Origin of the sequence: Brakhagea slesvicensis (assembly GCF_052161625.1) — a bacterium.
GTDB lineage: Bacteria > Planctomycetota > Planctomycetia > Pirellulales > Pirellulaceae > JBKCUI01.
Genome location: NZ_CP197412.1, coordinates 5,176,879 through 5,193,731 on the forward strand (window position 1 = coordinate 5,176,879; position 16,853 = coordinate 5,193,731).

12 protein-coding genes are annotated in these 16,853 nt (G+C 54.2%); 9 read left to right on the forward strand and 3 right to left on the reverse strand.

The annotated features are described in order from the left end of the window. Nucleotides 1-24 precede the first annotated feature (24 nt). The 5 genes from SH467x_RS19760 (at nucleotide 25) to SH467x_RS19780 (ending at nucleotide 7,376) form a co-directional block, all read left to right on the forward strand. A complete protein-coding gene (locus SH467x_RS19760; protein ID WP_482368810.1) occupies nucleotides 25-1,320 on the forward strand; it encodes a TMEM143 family protein in 1,296 nt (431 codons plus the stop codon). 131 nt (nucleotides 1,321-1,451) lie between these two features. Beyond that, complete coding sequence (locus SH467x_RS19765) at nucleotides 1,452-4,583, forward strand: DUF2309 domain-containing protein (protein WP_482368811.1); 3,132 nt, start codon at nucleotides 1,452-1,454, stop codon at nucleotides 4,581-4,583. Continuing rightward, entirely contained in the window at nucleotides 4,580-5,920 is a 1,341-nt protein-coding gene (locus tag SH467x_RS19770; protein ID WP_482368812.1) for a proton-conducting transporter transmembrane domain-containing protein, read from the forward strand. The genes SH467x_RS19765 and SH467x_RS19770 overlap by 4 nt, the downstream gene beginning before the upstream one ends. A 6-nt stretch (nucleotides 5,921-5,926) precedes the next feature. Further along, complete coding sequence (locus SH467x_RS19775; RefSeq protein WP_482368813.1) at nucleotides 5,927-6,178, forward strand: hypothetical protein; 252 nt, start codon at nucleotides 5,927-5,929, stop codon at nucleotides 6,176-6,178. Next, nucleotides 6,168-7,376 carry a proton-conducting transporter transmembrane domain-containing protein gene (locus SH467x_RS19780; protein WP_482368814.1) on the forward strand — a complete coding sequence of 403 codons (1,209 nt, stop codon included), beginning with the start codon at nucleotides 6,168-6,170 and terminating at the stop codon, nucleotides 7,374-7,376. The genes SH467x_RS19775 and SH467x_RS19780 overlap by 11 nt, the downstream gene beginning before the upstream one ends. A gap of 10 nt (nucleotides 7,377-7,386) precedes the next feature. On the opposite strand, the gene SH467x_RS19785 is transcribed toward SH467x_RS19780, so the two are convergent. The 3 genes from SH467x_RS19785 to SH467x_RS19795 all read right to left on the reverse strand — a co-directional run bounded on the left by SH467x_RS19785 (nucleotide 7,387) and on the right by SH467x_RS19795 (nucleotide 9,022). Beyond that, nucleotides 7,387-7,842, reverse strand: a complete 456-nt coding sequence (locus tag SH467x_RS19785) for a hypothetical protein (RefSeq protein ID WP_482368815.1) — start codon at nucleotides 7,840-7,842, stop codon at nucleotides 7,387-7,389. A 317-nt stretch (nucleotides 7,843-8,159) separates the two neighbouring features. Then, nucleotides 8,160-8,486 (reverse strand): HU family DNA-binding protein, encoded by a 327-nt coding sequence (locus SH467x_RS19790; protein ID WP_146679703.1) that lies wholly within the window; start codon nucleotides 8,484-8,486, stop codon nucleotides 8,160-8,162. A gap of 173 nt (nucleotides 8,487-8,659) precedes the next feature. Continuing rightward, nucleotides 8,660-9,022 carry a nucleotide pyrophosphohydrolase gene (locus SH467x_RS19795; RefSeq protein WP_482368816.1) on the reverse strand — a complete coding sequence of 121 codons (363 nt, stop codon included), beginning with the start codon at nucleotides 9,020-9,022 and terminating at the stop codon, nucleotides 8,660-8,662. Between the two features lie 118 nt (nucleotides 9,023-9,140). Here SH467x_RS19795 and SH467x_RS19800 point away from each other — a divergent pair, with 118 nt between their 5' ends. The 4 genes from SH467x_RS19800 (at nucleotide 9,141) to SH467x_RS19815 (ending at nucleotide 16,845) form a co-directional block, all read left to right on the forward strand. Next, the gene (locus SH467x_RS19800; RefSeq protein WP_146679705.1) at nucleotides 9,141-9,743 is read left to right on the forward strand and encodes a peroxiredoxin; all 603 of its coding nucleotides are present in this window, start codon (nucleotides 9,141-9,143) and stop codon (nucleotides 9,741-9,743) included. A gap of 93 nt (nucleotides 9,744-9,836) precedes the next feature. Beyond that, the gene (moaC, locus tag SH467x_RS19805) at nucleotides 9,837-10,367 is read left to right on the forward strand and encodes a cyclic pyranopterin monophosphate synthase MoaC (RefSeq protein WP_482368817.1); all 531 of its coding nucleotides are present in this window, start codon (nucleotides 9,837-9,839) and stop codon (nucleotides 10,365-10,367) included. After that, nucleotides 10,345-11,478, forward strand: a complete 1,134-nt coding sequence (locus SH467x_RS19810) for a polyprenyl synthetase family protein (protein ID WP_482368818.1) — start codon at nucleotides 10,345-10,347, stop codon at nucleotides 11,476-11,478. The genes moaC and SH467x_RS19810 overlap by 23 nt, the downstream gene beginning before the upstream one ends. 213 nt (nucleotides 11,479-11,691) lie before the next feature. Then, on the forward strand, nucleotides 11,692-16,845 hold the full coding sequence (locus SH467x_RS19815; protein ID WP_482368819.1) for a DUF1549 domain-containing protein: 5,154 nt from the start codon (nucleotides 11,692-11,694) through the stop codon (nucleotides 16,843-16,845). The last annotated feature ends 8 nt before the right edge of the window (nucleotides 16,846-16,853 follow it).

The following is a 16,853-nucleotide window of genomic DNA, read 5'->3' on the forward strand; positions in this document are numbered from 1 at the left end:
ACTCCGTCCTTCGATGAAAGCTGAATGATGCCGAGAACTTGGTTGCCGACGCGATGGATGCCCAAGCGGTGGAGGTCGGTTAAGTTCAAATTGCCACTCGAGCATTGGGGGCGCGAACATTATCTCCCATTTACACCCAATGCGCTCGTCGAGTCACTGCTGAGGGACTTACCGCTCGCCGAGTCCCAGCAAGCTCGATTTCGCGTGTTGGTCGATCAGATCAAGCGGAATATCAGCCTCGCATACCACACCCATCACGAGGTCTTGTCCGACCTGTATCAACGCTACGATCCTGATCGAGACTTTTCCGATAGGGTGTTGCGAGGTGACGGAGCGGGACTCGACGGCGAAGTGTCGGATATCCCTTGGAAATATGGATCGTGTGGGGGGCTTACCGACAGGGAGGCTTCTCGCGAATTGTTTGCCGAAATAGCCGCTTCACTGGGGCATGCCAATTACAGGCGACTGTCGCCGCGCGAGATTCAAAATGCCATCGGGGTAGCCAGCCATTGGGGAGTCCGGCTTCACATCCGATTCTCCTCTTTTCGCAAACTGGAGGTTTACGGGCGGGGGGATATTGTCACCAGGCGATCGTTTAGGAGTTGGAGGCATTTCTTCCGAAATGTAGACCGAGACGTACCCATCTACCAGCGATTGGTCGTCGTCTTTCGGCCGAGGGAGTTGCAGACGTTCCCTGAGCCGCTCGACCCGAATCGCGTTCACATTCGAATGTTTAAGAACGTTCCCAAAGCGGATATCGACATGATGCTCCCGGGAACTCAAATACGATTGAGTTGGATTGACACGGGCAAGATTGGTATCCCGACACTATGGGGGATCGCCATGATGACCAGCAAGCTCGCGAAGAGTCTATGGATCATCGCCCTATTCAGCACGCTGAAGCTCCTGTCTTCCTTTTTCTTGGTCGTTGCCGTTTTGGTGGCGACCTTGTTCTACGGGATCAAGTCGATTTTTTCCTATACGACGACCAAGCGACGTTATCAGTTGAATATCACCAGGAGTCTTTATTACCAAAACTTAGATAACAATCTTGGTGCGTTGCTCCGGATAGAGGAAGAAGCGGAGCAGCAAGAGATTTGCGAAGCCATCCTTGGCTGCTTCGTTCTGTTTCAGAGTTCTCAGCCCATGACGCTTGAGGAAATCGATCGGGAGGCGGAAGCGACTTTAATGCGTCTGACGGGTGTCGACATCGATTTCGATGTGCGGGATAGCATGCGAGATTTGGCGAAATGCGGTGTTGTCGAGATTCAGGAGAGCGGCTGGAAGCTTGTCGCCCCTGCGGGTGAGAGCAGTTCCTAGCCATTGTTGAACGGTTCGCTGTTTTTCAAAAGAAATCAGCCGTGACTTTTTGTCGGACCGCTCACGAGGTTGGCATTGCAAAGCTAGAATAGGCGGATCGCTCGTTCGTCTTTTTCTTTGTGGGTTTCATTTTGTCGGATGTCTTGGGTTGGGAGCGGATAGCGAGCGCGTTGGAGCATGGACTTCATGTGCTTCCAGCACAGGGCCCGATCGCGGTATTCGTGCACCACAACACGCTTCATGCGTTCGAGCATTTACCTTTCGATGAAGCGGTGGTGGCGGGCGTTAAGAAGTACGGTGCGCATCCGTATTGGCCTGAAAGCCGTTACCGCAACAAAGTAGAGTGGGGGCGGATTTCGGTATCGGATCTTGAGAAGGAGCTTCTGAACGATTTGGGCGATGCGGCACACGAGACCGTGGCACCCGATACGACCCGTTTACAGCTTCGGCTTGCAATGATGGCCAGGCGGCTCCGGTTGGGACCGGATGAAGAGATTCGATGGTCATTGGCGGAAACAGATGCCATGGCCAAGTTTTTGCCGGACATCAGTGCTGCTGCCGCGAACCAGATGGTGCACGAGGTGCGGCATTGGATGCTCCGGGAGTACAGCTCTACGGAAAACGTATCGAACGAAAGTCTCGCGCTCCTTCTTTTGGATCTATCGGAAGAATTCGATTTCGACCGACGCGCTTCTTGGGCCGATGAGACTTGGACGACTTTCACTCTTCGGCTTCTTTATTCGGTGTGTCGCAAAGGGGCGTCCCAGTGGTCAAGTCGAAACGAGGATGGAGCGATTTGCACACGCCATCGCGACTTGCTGCTCGACATCCTTCACGTCGATTGCGATGAGCCTGTGCACGACTTTTTGATTCGTTTCCTCTCCAACGCTCTCGATCAAGGAATCGCGCAGTGGCAGGGGTGTTTTGGGCACCGAGGATTGTTTGGATTGTTTCTAGATCTGTACGGTTCCTCTTCCGATTTTGTTTTGGAACGGCTCGCTTCCCTTCGAGACACCGTCCACCGCGAAGGGCACCGAGATTGTACCGCTCGCGAGTCGATTGCCATTTCCTTGAAAGCGCTCGGGGTAGAGGATGAAACGTTAGATGCGTTCATCGAGAGCACACTCTTGGCCTTGCCCGGATGGACAAGCATGGTGTGGCAGCTGGAATCCAATGCTGAATGGACTCCCCGACCGCTACCGGCAGGATCGTTGGAAGAATTGCTTGCTATTCGATTGCTGCTGGACCGCTCTTCGATTGCGTATGCCATCCGACATCATGCACCAGGATCGTGGAGGGAATCGCTTGGTTCTGACATTTCTTTGCATGCTCTCTGGGGGATGTCTTCGAAGCATCCGCGTCATGATCGACCGAGTTCCACGCAGCAGCAGCGGGCGTTTCTCTTGTTTCAGATAGCGCAGCGGTTGGGTTGGAATGCTTTGGAGTTGGTGGAGTTGTCCGGTTTGAAGTGGAAGAAAGTGGTGGATGAGGTTTTGGAGTTCGGCTCGTTGAACCGAAGGCGAGTCTATCATGCGGCCTTTGAGCGACATTATCGGGAGGAACTGCTCGATGCGATCTCGGAGATCGCCAAGTTCAATGAGAAGGAGCCACCGCGAAGTCACTATTCCTTCCAAGTGATTACTTGTATTGATGATCGCGAAGAGTCGCTTCGAAGGCATTTGGAAGAGTTGGACGCAGGAATTGAAACCTTTGGTGCGGCGGGATTCTTTGGGGTCCCGATGTACTTTCGTTCTGTCACCGATGCGCACTACATCCCACTTTGTCCGGTCGTGATCAAACCGAAGCACTTTGTTGATGAAGTCGCCCAGGTCACGCATCAGGAGATGCAGCGCCGTCAAACCGAGGCAAGAAGGGTGCTTGGTAAGGCTTCCCATCAGATTCATCTGGGAAGTCGATCGCTTCTTGCAGGAACGTTGACATCCTTTGCGGGGTCGATTGCCAGTATTCCAATGGTCGCCCGCGTGCTGGCCCCTCGCTTTACCGCGAAAGCCAAGGCATTGCTGGGGGAGGTGGTCAAAGGGCGGAAAGCGACGACTCTTTGCTTAGAGCGTCTACCGGCGGAAGGGGAGCGAGACAAACCTTTAGCGATCCATCATGGATTCACCGAAATCGAGATGGCGGACATCGTCGAACGGTTGCTGGGAGATATTGGCCTCCGGACATTTTCGCCAATGGTGGTTGTTCTAGGGCATGGTTCGTCGTCCTTGAACAATCCGCACGAGTCGGCTTACAACTGTGGAGCATGCGGTGGAGGACGTGGCGGTCCGAATGCAAGAGCTTTGGCGCAGATGGCGAACGAGCCTCGCGTACGCCGTATTTTGCGAGCCAGAGGAGTTTCGATTCCAGACGAAACTTGGTTCCTAGGAGGGTACCACAATACGTGCAATGACCATGTGGAATTCTCGGATCTCGACCGCGTACCACCGACGCATCAGCGACTCCTTTGGGAAATACAAGAGAAACTTCAGCAAGCTCGAGAACGCAATGCTTGGGAGCGCTGCCGACGATTTACGAGTGTGAAGGCTGACATCAGCCCTCCGGATGCCTTGCGATATGTCGAAGAGCGCTCGGAGGATTTGGCGCAAGCACGACCTGAGTACAATCATGCGACGAATGCGGCGTGTGTCGTGGGCAGACGGTCCCGAACGCGTGGGCTCTTCATGGATCGGAGAAGTTTCTTGACGTCCTACGATCCGATGTTGGACAACAGCCAGCACGACGTCCTTCATCGTTTGCTCAGCGCGGTGATTCCGGTCTGCGCCGGTATTAGCTTGGAGTATCTCTTCTCGACCATCGATAATTCTGTGTATGGATGTGGTTCCAAACTCCCGCATAATATTGCGGGCCTGATTGGAGTCATGGAGGGGGCTGCCAGCGATCTGCGGTGCGGATTGAGTCAGCAGATGGTCGAAATCCATGAGCCGATGCGTATTGTGTTTGTGATCGAGGCAACCGAAGCGGCCTTTCGATCGGTCATGCATCGAAACGAAACGATTGCGAGACTGGTGACGAACCAGTGGATTCAAGTCGCCTTGTTATCGCCGACGAGTTCCGATTTGCAATATTATCAACGAGGTCGCTTTGAAACGTATCAACCCACAGGGCGCCCGCTTCCAACCGCGAGTAGCTCGGGGAGTTGGTTCCACGGGTGGCGAGGTAATCTCGGTTTCTCACGCGTGGAGCGTCCCATTTCCATCGTACCGACGGTCGGCAACGGATCGGGAACGGGGGGGATGGAATGATGACTTGGTTAAATCTTTTTGGTGTATTGGTCGTCTTATGCCCGTTGGCGACGTTGAGCATTGTAGGGCTCACGGAGTTGTTTCAACGTCCGATGTCGGAACGCCAAATCACTCTTCTCACCAAGACCAATTTAGTGACTGGGTTGATCGCATCCTTAGCGATTTTGGGTTACATGTTGTTCACTGGGAACAGGCAGCTCATTGTCGACTGTGGGAACTTTGTGGTACTCGATGAAGAGCATTTTCACTTTCACATCCAATTTCTGTTTGACCGACTGAGCATACCGATGGTGATTCTGTCGTATGTTTTGGTCGGAGTGATCGGTGCGTTTGCGTCGAAGTACTTGCATAACGACGCGGGGTTCCATCGGTTTTTTGTCGTTTTCGCGATGTTTCTCGTGGGGTTGTTGTTGGCCTTTCTCGCTGGAACCATCGAGACCTTATTTTTGGGTTGGGAGTTGGTTGGACTTTCGTCTGCTTTGTTAGTCGCTTACTTCCATGATCGCGCGGGACCGGTTCGCAATGGATTGTGGGTTTGGACAATTTATCGTTTTGCCGATGCCGCGTTTCTCATGGCGGCAGTCGCCATGCATCATATGATTCGCGAGGGTGACTTTGCCGGACTGATGGGAGCGGCACCTTGGCCGGATGGAGCGTCGGCGTTGAGCGGGTGGGACGCCCTGTTGGTAGGAAGCCTCCTGTTGGTCGCGGCTGCGGGCAAATCTGGGTTGGTACCCTTTTCAGGTTGGTTGCCGCGTGCGATGGAGGGCCCGACTCCTTCGAGCGCTGTGTTCTATGGCGCGTTGTCGATTCATCTCGGAGCATTCCTGTTACTCCGAATGGGACCGATCTTAGACGACTCTCCGCTGCTTCGAGCGATGGTGATTGTACTTGGAGGATCGACTGCGCTTCTGGCGGCGCTCGTTTCACGCGTTCAAAGCGATGTGAAATCGGCGTTGGCCTACGCCTCGGTGTGCCAGGTAGGAATTATCGTCGTGGAGATAGGACTGGGGCTTTGGTATTTGGCGTTAGCCCATATGATCGGGCATGCGTTCCTGCGGTCACTGCAGCTACTCCGGGCTCCCAACCTTTTGCGAGACTACAAATCGATGGAAAATGCCATCGGAGGGCGATTGGCCCACGGTTCTTTCGGGATTGTTCAAAGGTTACCACTGCGTTGGCAGCAGTTCTGTTTTCGCTTTGCCCTCGAACGTGGATACACGGACCATCTATTGCGGCGATTGGTTGTGGAGCCCTTTATCGCCCTCTTTCGACAACTGGATCGATTGGAATCGAGTTGGGCGCGATTTCTATCCAACGATCGAGAGAAGCGGTAAGCGTTCATGATCGGTTTGCATTTCCCTTTTTTGGAAACGACGTTGCTCGTCCCGTTGGTGGGATGTTTGTTCTTACTGGGCAAGCAGACGAGGGAGGCTATCCGAAAAAAGTCGTTGTGGATCGCGTGTTTTACGTTGGTCTGTTCCATCGCGACTTGGTTGGACTTTGCTACGCTCCATGCGTTTGAGGCGCATGATGATTGGAGTTTGGTTCAATGGGTTCTTGGAAAAGAGATCCTCATCGTCGATGAGTTTTAGCGCCCCACTTTTGCCGCTGACGGCATTGATCTTTCTATTTACCTTGACCGCCACGGTCGGTCACAAGGTGAGCACCTTTTCTTATTTGGGAGCGATCTTATCTGAGGCGATTAGTCTGGCAGTTCTCTCGACCAAGGACCCGGTGTGGGTTGTCGCTTTGCTCTTTTTGTTAGGGGTTCCTGTTTTCTCGGAGCTTGGGAATCGAAAGCAAACGACGCGAGTCTTCGCGATCCATCACATGGTGTTTACGGTGGGTGCGATGGTGGGGGTGATGTTGATCGAATCCAAGAACTCGACTTGGATCACTATCGGCTTGGTCTGTTTGACCGTTTCGATCGGGTTGCGATGCGGTCTGATTCCATTTTCGGTAGCGATACGAGACCTATTGCAACGAGGCTCGTTCGGCAGCTCGCTGCTCTATCTGTTGCCTATGATGGGACCTTATGCCGCTGTTCGCTTGTTGCTTCCCGTTGCACCGGAGTGGGTATTTACTGTTATCGAGTGGTGGGCGATGGCAACGGCGATCTATGCAGCGGGGATGGCGTTGGTGCAGGTAGATGGGAGATCGTTCTTTGGGTATCTCCTGCTGAGTCATGTTTCGTTAGTGATGGTCGGGCTTGATGTTGCTACTCCCATCGCATTGACGGGTGCGTTGAGTTTATGGTTGTCCGTAGGAATTGCGATGACCGGCTATGGAATCGTTCTTCGATGTGTGGAGGCTCGCATCGGACGATTGAGATTCGACCGTTATTATGGGCTGTATGAGCACATGCCCACGTTCGCATGGTTTTATTTATTGTCAGGTCTCGCGAGCGTCGGATTTCCGTGCACGATTGGCTTCATTGCATCCGAACTTTTGATTGAGGGAGCCGTGGACGCGACTCCTGTTTTAGGGATGGGGGTCGTGCTCACCATGGCCCTTCAGGGGATTGCGATCATGAGTTCTTACTTTCGCATCTTCACAGGTACGAGGCACATCTCGTCTGTCTCGCTATCGATCTTGCCGGAGGAGCGAATGGCGATGATTGCCTTGACGTTTTTGATCTTAGGCGCCGGTGTGCTTCCTCAGGCTGGGGTGGGAACGCGTTACCGAGCGGCCGTCGACCTTCGCAAGAGTTTGAGGCTATCCGAGAAATCGATTGGGGATGGGGGCGGAGACCGGGGCGTGCCTGATCACCCGGGAGCCACCCATCCCTAGTGCGGATGGTTTAGCTGTTGAGCATGCACAGGAGAGCGAAGGTCCAGACTGCAGCCAAGATCACGAACAAGCTGCAGACGGTCGTAACCCAGAAGCGATGGCTCAGATGGTTGGGAAACAAGCTAGTTAGTTCACGTGGATGGATGGCGAGGAACTGATCTCTCGCATCTTCTTCTTCAAACAGAACCGCTTGAGCGGCCTCGAGAAGCCCGTATTGGATGGAGAACTCGAGCGCGCCGTGGAGGAAATGACGCCTCCCTACAGGGTCGACGCCGATCGCTTCGAAGAACCAAATCTGCTTTCCGTAGGCGAGATCCGATTCCTCGTAGAAATCAACGCAACGCAGGTTCTCAACGCGAGACTGTTCTGGACAGAAATCGCGGCGAAGCAGGCAGCTGTGCGCATGTTCGGAAACAGTTTGCCAAATTTGGCGGGAGAATTGTGTGTTGTGCGCTTCCGGTGTCATGCCTCGATTCCTTCGATTACTGGCGTCCCTTACGCCATAGGGATGCTTCAACTGGCCTATCTGCTGCATTATAGAAGTGGAGCGAAGGGGCGGTCAGTGTGGAGAGAACAACTTTTGCGGAAATTTCGGGAAATCGCAGAGTACACCCGAGGGGTGCGGATTTCGTTTCGAGGTAGTGGAGCGAACCGAAGGAGAAGGATTGGGAGCAGCGTTGGAAAATCAAAAAGGCCGGAATAGCAAAACGGCCGCGATGCCTAAAGCATCGCGACCGTTTCAAAGGTTTGGATCGCGAGGTGATCCTCGTGAGATTGATGGTACTAGACCATGTCTTTGAGTTTCTTGAGAGCGCGAACTTTAACGGTGGTCGAAGCGGGTTTGGGATCGGCCCACTTCATTTCACCGGTTTGTGGGTTTCGAACTTGTCGCTTTGGAAGAGCCTTTTTCTGATGGCGAAGAATCTTGCAAAGGTCGGGAATCACGAATGCGCCAACGCCCTTCTTGCCGAGCGAAGTGGCGATTTCTGCCTTCAAGGCATCGAAAACCTCTGCAATTTGTTTCTTGGATAGGCCGGTGGCTTCGGCGATGTTGGTGTAGATTTGGACTTTGGTGAGTGGCTTTTCTGCCTTGGCAGCTGCTTTTGCCATGTGACGAATCCCTTTCAAACGATCACTTTTCTAATCCATGTCCAACGGAGAACATGACTATTGGCTGAATTAAAGGATGCGGGGGGCAAAATGCAACTGGGATAAGGCCCTAAACCCATAAAAACACTGGAATTGGGGCGATTTTGTCCAAAAAACATTGGATTTTCAGGGCTTCAGGGGGCTGCGACCGGGTATTTCCGAGCGTTTTTGACCATTTTTTCACGAAGCGAGCTTGTGACATCCAATTCAAGGACGCTTGCGAGTCGCAGAAGATAAGAGAGAACATCGGCGAGTTCCTCGGAAATTGCTACTTTGGCGTCCGGGGCTAAATCCTTTGCCTCAGGGTCGGTCCATTGAAAGTGTTCCATAAGTTCGGCAGCTTCGATGGCCACCGACATGGCCAAACACTTCGGGCGATGGAACGTTTCCCACCTTCGATCGGCAGCAAAGCGATCTATCCATCCTTTCAGTTCGGCCACGGTGGTGAGGGAGTCGTCGATCGAGTCGTATGCAGCGGAAGCATGGTCTGTATGCATGGCGCGGAGCCTTGACGAAAAAGGGACAATAGCGAGCATATGGTCTGTCGCCGGGGCAAAGCAGACGACTCTCATGAGCCCCAGATTAGAGCATCCCTATCGACTGGAGAAATGGAAGATGGCAGTTCTCGTTACGAAACCAGCACCCGATTTCAAAGCGCAAGCCGTGATGAAGGACGGCACTTTCTCGGAAATCTCCCTCAGCCAGTACAAGGGCAAGAAGTATGTCTTGTTGTTCTTCTATCCGCTCGACTTTACCTTCGTCTGCCCAACCGAAATCATCGCCTTCTCGGATCGCGTCGCCGATTTCAACGCTCTCGATGTCGAAGTCATCGGCGTTTCGGTCGATAGCCACTACTCGCACTTGGCATGGCGAAACACACCTCGAACCCAGGGTGGTATCGGGCAGATCGACTACCCGCTCGTCGCCGACTTGAACAAGCAAATCGCTCGCGATTATGACGTTTTAGTCAACGATGCCGTGGCGCTGCGAGGTCTTTTCTTGATCGATAAGAACGGCGTCGTACGGCACCAAGTCGTCAACGATCTTCCGCTCGGTCGCAGTGTTGACGAGGCCTTGCGCATGGTGAAGGCGCTTCAGTTCTTCGAAAAGAACGGCGAAGTCTGCCCAGCGAACTGGCAAGAAGGAAAGCGATCGATCAAGCCGACCGTCCAGGACAGCAAGTCCTTTTTCGATGCGGAATATGCTGCGAAAGCGTAATGAGCTTCGTCGCTTTCGACACCGACTACCCAACCCGCAGAGTTCGAACCGATCTGCGGGTTTTTTGTTTGGAAGTCTTTTGGAGCCAGTCTTTTGGATAACAAAATCGATTCGCCCAAATCCAGCCAGCTGACGCATGTCAATGAACAAGGGGCAGCGCATATGGTGGATGTCGGTGGTAAGGGGATCTCGCAACGGATTGCCGTTGCGCGAAGCCGGGTGCTTCTCTCCCCCGAGGCGGCACAGGCGATCCGCGAAAACAGTCTTAAAAAGGGGGATTGCTTGCAAGTCGCTCGACTCGCGGCCATCCAGGCGACCAAATGGACGAGCCATCTTATTCCGCTTTGCCACGCTATTCCCATCGAGTCCGTCTCGGTCGAATCCTTTTGGCGAGGAGATTTAGTGCTGGAATGGCAAGTCACGGTTAAGTCGACCGGAAAAACGGGGGTAGAGATGGAAGCGATCACCGCGGCGAGCATCGCGGCAGTGACCGTTTACGACATGTGCAAAGGGATCGATCCGGGGATCACCCTCTGCGATATTGGCTTGCTCCGCAAATCGGGGGGAAGCAGTGGTGATTTCACTAGGAATGAGACCGATAATGCACGCACCCCAGCACGTTAGTGAAAAGGCCGAGGAAGATGTCTTTGCGACTTTGACCGCTCCATGGCGGGCACGTGGCGAGTCGACTGGGACCCAGCTGCGATCTGGCGTATCCGCCTCCTTTGAACCTGTGCACCCCGAGGCGACCAATTACCAGTGGGTTCTCCGAAGGGCGATGGCTCTGATCGAGAAGGACTTGGCCAAAGTCGAGACATGCATCTTGCAAGGTCTGGCGGCCAGCGATCGGTCGATTCAGCCGATGCTCGACCACGTCCGTACTTTGGGTGGGAAGCGGCTACGGCCTTGTTTGACGCTTTTATCTGCCAAAGCGTGTGGGGGCGTGACGGAAGAAACCATCCGGTTGGCAGCCGCGATCGAATTGGTCCACACCGCCACGCTTGTCCATGATGACATTCTCGATGGAGCGGATCAAAGGCGACATCGCCCCACGACCCATACCCTCTGGGGAGTTCAAGACGCGATCTTGCTGGGTGATTGGCTCTTTACCCACGCTTACGAATTGGCCAATCAAGGGGATTCGACCTATCCAGGACGTTGTATTGCCCGCGCCGCAAAACTCGTTTGCGAAGGAGAGATTCGGCAAGGGCGATCGGTTGGGAATTTGGACCTCTCCGAGCCAGACTACTTTGACATTCTCGGAGCGAAGACCGGAGCGCTCTGCGAAGTAAGCTGCCGCCTGGGGGCTTGGTCGGCCAACGCTTCGGACAGCATTTCCGAGCGATTTGCCCAATACGGCTATGGGCTTGGAATCGCGTTTCAGATCTACGACGATTGGCTCGACGTGTGGGGAGATGCCGCGGCAACTGGCAAAACATTGGGGACAGATCTTGCGGCGAGGAAACCGACGCTGCCGGTGATCCACACGCTCGCGTCTCCAGACGGACAAGGGTTGCGTGACGTTTTGGCGGCATCCGCCGACGTCCCTTTTGGCACGGTTCGTTCGTATTTCGACACCGTGGGGGCTTCCGACTACACGCTGAACTCCGCGCACCAGTGGGGGCGGCGTGCCATTTCCCACTTGAATCGGATGGATGGAATCTACACGGCCGATCAAGAATCCCTCGAGGCTCTCCAGCTTCTGGCGTACGCGGCAACACATCGGGCGGCCTAAGGCTGTAATTGACCCCAAAGCTGGGACGGGTTATTCTGATTCAACGGCGATGACGCTTGCAAGACCTTGCAACGCGTGGTTGTACCGTTCCCTTCCCCGTCCCCTGCCGTCACAGTCCTCCCTGAACGTGCTTACTTCGCTCGCGGTAGTCGGAGTTGTCCCGATAGGACAGCAACGAACAAAACGCTGAGCCTAAGAGGAGTTGGATTCCGTATGCGCATGCTGCCGCTTCGGGGCATCTCGCGATGCTCGCTTCTGGTCCTTGGAATCGCCATCACGCTGGGATCTTTCCACCCATCGCTTCGGGCTGACGAAACCTCGGCACCCAAGCAGCCCGTAAGTTTCTCCAAGGATGTTCTTCCCATCCTTCGTGACCAGTGCTTTGGTTGTCACCAACCGGCCAAATCCGAAGGCTCGTATAGCATGACGGAACATGAATCGATGCTCCGGGCTGGTGAATCGGGCGAGCTAGCTGTTGTCCCGGGAGATTCCGCCAAGAGTCACTTGATTGCAGAGATCGTTCCCAAGGACGGCAAAGCAGAGATGCCAAAGGGGAAAGCACCCTTGAAAGAGTCCGAGATTGAGACGATCCGTCGTTGGATTGACGAAGGTGCCGTGAACGATTCGCCAGCAGCAAATCGCAAGTACAGTTTAGAGAATCCACCCGCTTACACACGTCCTCCGAATATCAATAGCATTCGTTTCACCCCGGATGGAAGCGAAGTCGTATTGACTGGATTTCATGAAGTATTGGTCTATTCGACAGACTCATGGGAACTAAAGAATCGATTGATCGGTATCAGTCCACGCATCGAATCGATCGCTTGTTCACCAGACGGAAAATGGATTGCTGTAGCAGGTGGTGAGCCCGGGGTTCGAGGTGAATTGCAAGTCTGGAATCGCGAAAACAAATCGCTGCACCGCAGTTTTAGCATTGGCAACGATACCTTGTTCGGTGTGAACTGGTCACCCGACTCGAATCTTCTTTCGTTTGGCTGCGCCGACAATTCGGTTCGAGCGATCACGTTAGAAGGAGAGCAAAAGTTCTTTTCGCGAGTCCATGAGGATTGGCCTCGAGCAACGTCGTTTACGGTGGATGGAAAGCATTTGATTTCCGTTGCTCGGGACATGACCGTCAAGCTCACGGAGGTGGAAACGGAGAGGTTCGTCGACAACATCACCTCCATCACTCCGGGAGCGTTGCGCGGCGGCATTCAAACTCTGGCCGGACATCCCGAGCGAAACGAGATTTTGGTCGGTGGAGCGGATGGTGCTCCGAAGATTTATCGCATTTTTAGGCAAACGGCTCGCGTCATCGGTGACGACGCCAATTTGATTCGTCAACTGGAACCATTACCCGGGCGCATTTTCGATGTCTCCATCAGTCCAGATGGAAAGTACTTGGCGGCTTGCGCGACCCTGGACGGGAAGAGTTGGATCAAGGTTTGGTCGTACGATGTTGACAACCAAATGCCCGATGATATCAAGAAGATACAATCCAAAAGGAGTTTGAGTCGGACCAAGGAAGAGAAAGACAAGCTCGAGGTCTATGTGACGGCGCAGCCTGCTGTGTTGGCTGCCTGGGAGATTCCAAACGCCGCGGTTTATGCGATCGACATCGACGGCAACGGAAGGCTGGTAGCGGGCGGTTCCGACGGTAAGCTTCGGGCGTGGCAAATCGCCGATCAGAAGCCGATTGTGGAGCGTGACGCGACACCAGCGCAATCGACGGCTCTGCAATCGGATGCCGCGCTCGCGTCGCTTAAACGGTCGCGTCTCAGTCATTTGCATGCCCAGTGGACAGAGGAAAATCAAGTCGCCGCTGCATCGGGAGCTTGGAAAGTCCCTTCGGCTGCCGAAATCCAAGAAATAGTCGTCGAGCCCGCTACCGTCTCGCTAGCGCATTGGAATGATTCGGTGCAGTTTACGGTTCGCGGGAAGACCGCCGAGGGGAAGGAGTTCGATCTTTCCAGTCACGCCATGTACTCGGTTGTTGACTCCGATGCGGCGTGGGTGAGTCCCCGAGGCTGGCTGGTACCCTTATCGAATGCTGCGACGAAGGTTCGAATTCAATTCGGGGATCAAGCTCGGGAAATTCCTGTCGAAATTCGCACCGAGGCTACACAACCCATGGATTTCATTCGAGACGTCAATCCTGTCCTCTCCAAGCTCGGATGCAATCAAGGGACCTGTCACGGTGCTCAAGCGGGAAAAAGTGGGTTCAAGCTGTCGCTTCGGGGATACGATCCGATCTTCGACATTCGATCGCTCGCCGATGACTTGGCGGGGCGGCGACTCAATCCAGCCTCCCCCCTCGATAGCTTGATCCTCACCAAGCCGCTTGGGCTGGTGCCGCATGTGGGGGGGAAGCTCTTCCACGAGGGGGATGTTCAAGCCTTGGTACTGCGGCAGTGGATTTCGGAAGGTGCATCGGTTCGTTTCGAATCTCCAAAAGTCGTTTCCATCGCAATCAGTCCTCAAAACCCGATCTCCGAGGATGTTCAGCAACTGACTCAGTTTCGAGTCGTGGCCACTTACGCCGATGGCGTGACGCGAGACGTGACGCGAGAATCGTTTATCGAATCGAGCAATGCAGAGGTCGCGGCGGTGGTCGATGGTGGACGAGTTCAATCGATCCGCCGCGGCGAAGCGCCGATCTTGGCTCGTTTTGAAGGCTCCTATGCGGCGACGACTCTTACGGTGATGGGAAAACGCGAAGGTTACAATTGGCAGCCTACACCTACCAACAATCCAATCGACAGCACGGTCGCTCAGAAGTGGCTGCGACTGAAAATTTCTCCGTCCGAACTGTGCACCGATGCGGAGTTTCTGCGCAGGGTCTATATCGACTTGACCGGTCTCCCACCGACGGCCGATCAAGTTCGAGCGTTTCTCAAGGATGAAACGCCAACGAAGGAAAAGCGTGATCGAGTGGTCGACCAGCTCGTTGGCAGCGAAGCGTATGTCGAGCACTGGACCAACAAATGGTCTGATCTTCTCCAGGTCAATTCGAAGTTCCTTGGGAAAGAGGGAGCGACCAGTTTCCGCGATTGGATTCGGGAAAGCATTGCGACCAACAAACCCTACGACCAGTTTGTTCGCGAAATTGTGAACGCGTCAGGCTCCAACCGAGAGAATCCGCCCGCGTCTTATTACAAGATTCTGAGAAACCCAGAGGATACGGTAGAGAACACCACGCACCTCTTCCTTGGTATTCGGTTCAATTGCAACAAGTGCCATGACCATCCCTTTGAGCGGTGGACCCAAGATCAGTACTACCAAACTGCAGCCTTCTTTTCTCAAGTCGAATTGAAAAAGGACCCTGCGTCTGAGAACAAGACCATCGGCGGAACGGCAGTAGAAGGCGCGAAACCCCTCTACGAGATCGTATCCGATGCGGGAACTGCAGAGCTCAAACATCAGAGGACTCAACAAACCATTGCACCGAAGTTCCCCTTTGAAGCCGAGCACACCCATGCGGACGATGCGAGTCGCCGAGCTACTTTTGCCGCGTGGCTGACAAGTCCTAAGAACCCATACTTTGCACGCAGCTTTGTCAATCGGATGTGGGGTTACATGCTCGGCAAAGGGCTGATTGAACCCATCGACGATATTCGAGCAGGCAATCCGGCGAGCATCCCGGAGCTACTTTCGTTGCTGGAACAATCGTTCTTAGAGCAAAAGTTCGATACGCAGCAGTTGCTCAAAACGATTTGCAAGTCGGAGACGTATCAGCGCTCGATCGCTACGAATAACTGGAATGCAGACGACGATCGAAACTATTCTCACGCATTGCCTCGAAGGTTGCCGGCGGAAGTTCTATTCGACGCCATTCACAGGGTCACCGGATCGCAAGCGAAGATTCCTGGGCAAGCCCCCGGGACGCGGGCCGCATCGTTGGCGGATGCCGATGCTGGATTGCCGGATGGGTTTCTGAATAACCTTGGTCGCCCGCCTCGTGAAAGTGCGTGCGAATGCGAACGTTCGAGCGAATTGCGATTGGGTTCCGTCATGGCCTTGGTGAGCGGTCCAACGCTAGGGTCGGCGATTTCCGATCAGAACAACTCGATTCGTCAGATGGTTCGAGAGATCGATTCCGATCGGGAATTGGTTGAAGAGTTGTTTCTGCAAGTGCTCAATCGGCCATCGACGGAGAAGGAGATTGAGTCCGCTTTGACTGTGCTTCAGCAGATTGATTCGGATCACCAATCGTTGACGCGTACGTTATCCGAGAAAGAAGCTTGGTGGGCAGAAGAAAAGCCCAAGCGGCAAGCGAAGTTGGACGAGGAGAAAGCGCAGACAGCTAAGCTTCTTGCAGAGCGAGAAGCCGCCATTGCACCGGAACGGGATGCCGCGGAAAAAGCACGGCTTGAGCGACTCGAAGCAGCCCGAGCGGAGTTGCAGGCGTTCGAGGCCGCTTTGCCACAGAAGCTTGACGCGTGGGTTGCCTCCAATAAGAACGGCCATGATTGGATTTCGCTACGACCTCAAGCGTTGAAGGCTTCGAACAAAGGAAATCTCGTCTCGTTGCCAGATCGCTCGATTGTAGGCAGCAACGTCGATGAGAAGGGTGTTTATACGATCGATACCCGACCTCCAGCCATTGCCATCCAAGCGGTTCGCCTTGAGGCGCTGACGTTGGAGGGGACTCATGACAAGGGGCCAGGTGTTTCCGACAATGGGAACTTTGTCCTCACGGAGATCGAGTTGTACGCAGGTGACCCATCGAAGCCGAAGCAGATGCGAAAAGTGAAGCTGTCGAAGGGGATCACCGATTTTGACCAAAGCGGATTTTCTGCTGCAGCGGCGATCGACGAGAAAGTCAACGACCAAGGAGGTTGGGCGGTAGCAGGTGCAACGGGCACAGAGCATTGGGCCGTATTCCAGTTGGCTGAGCCTTTGCAATTAGGCAAAGGAGAAGTCCTTCAGTGGCGTTTGCATCAGTTCCACAATGCGGCCAAACACCGGCTCGGGCGTTTCCGATTGAGCGTTGCCGCGTTAGAAGGGGAACTCACTTTGGGGCTCTCCGAGACGTTGCAAGCTTATGCGAACGCAGCCCCCGAAGTGAAACGGGAATCGGTAGCGAACGCAGCGATCCAATACTTCAAGGTCAGTTCGGCGGACCGATCGAAGCTTCAGGACAAATTCAACCTAGAGAATCGACCGCTGGCGGAAGATGCGATGGTTGTATCCTTCAAAAAGAGCTTGGAGCGATTGTCGGTCCCAACCCCGGAGGACCCAGCGATCGTCCGTCTTCGCGAAGACGTCAAAGAGAGTGAAAAGCAGCGTGCTCAGTTGCGAGTCACCGCGGCGGAAGACATTACATGGGCGTTGATCAACAGCCCTGCGTTTCTGTTCAATCATTAAGAGCAATC

What these genes read in the sequence shown, in the direction of transcription:
- SH467x_RS19760 (WP_482368810.1), top strand. Translation starts at nt 25, where the DNA reads ATGATGCCGAGAACTTGGTTGCCGACGCGATGGATGCCCAAGCGGTGG.
- SH467x_RS19770 (WP_482368812.1), top strand. Translation starts at nt 4,580, where the DNA reads ATGATGACTTGGTTAAATCTTTTTGGTGTATTGGTCGTCTTATGCCCG.
- SH467x_RS19775 (WP_482368813.1), top strand. Translation starts at nt 5,927, where the DNA reads ATGATCGGTTTGCATTTCCCTTTTTTGGAAACGACGTTGCTCGTCCCG.
- SH467x_RS19780 (WP_482368814.1), top strand. Translation starts at nt 6,168, where the DNA reads ATGAGTTTTAGCGCCCCACTTTTGCCGCTGACGGCATTGATCTTTCTA.
- SH467x_RS19785 (WP_482368815.1), bottom strand. Translation starts at nt 7,842, where the DNA reads ATGACACCGGAAGCGCACAACACACAATTCTCCCGCCAAATTTGGCAA.
- SH467x_RS19790 (WP_146679703.1), bottom strand. Translation starts at nt 8,486, where the DNA reads ATGGCAAAAGCAGCTGCCAAGGCAGAAAAGCCACTCACCAAAGTCCAA.
- SH467x_RS19795 (WP_482368816.1), bottom strand. Translation starts at nt 9,022, where the DNA reads ATGCATACAGACCATGCTTCCGCTGCATACGACTCGATCGACGACTCC.
- SH467x_RS19800 (WP_146679705.1), top strand. Translation starts at nt 9,141, where the DNA reads ATGGCAGTTCTCGTTACGAAACCAGCACCCGATTTCAAAGCGCAAGCC.
- SH467x_RS19810 (WP_482368818.1), top strand. Translation starts at nt 10,345, where the DNA reads ATGCACGCACCCCAGCACGTTAGTGAAAAGGCCGAGGAAGATGTCTTT.
- SH467x_RS19815 (WP_482368819.1), top strand. Translation starts at nt 11,692, where the DNA reads ATGCGCATGCTGCCGCTTCGGGGCATCTCGCGATGCTCGCTTCTGGTC.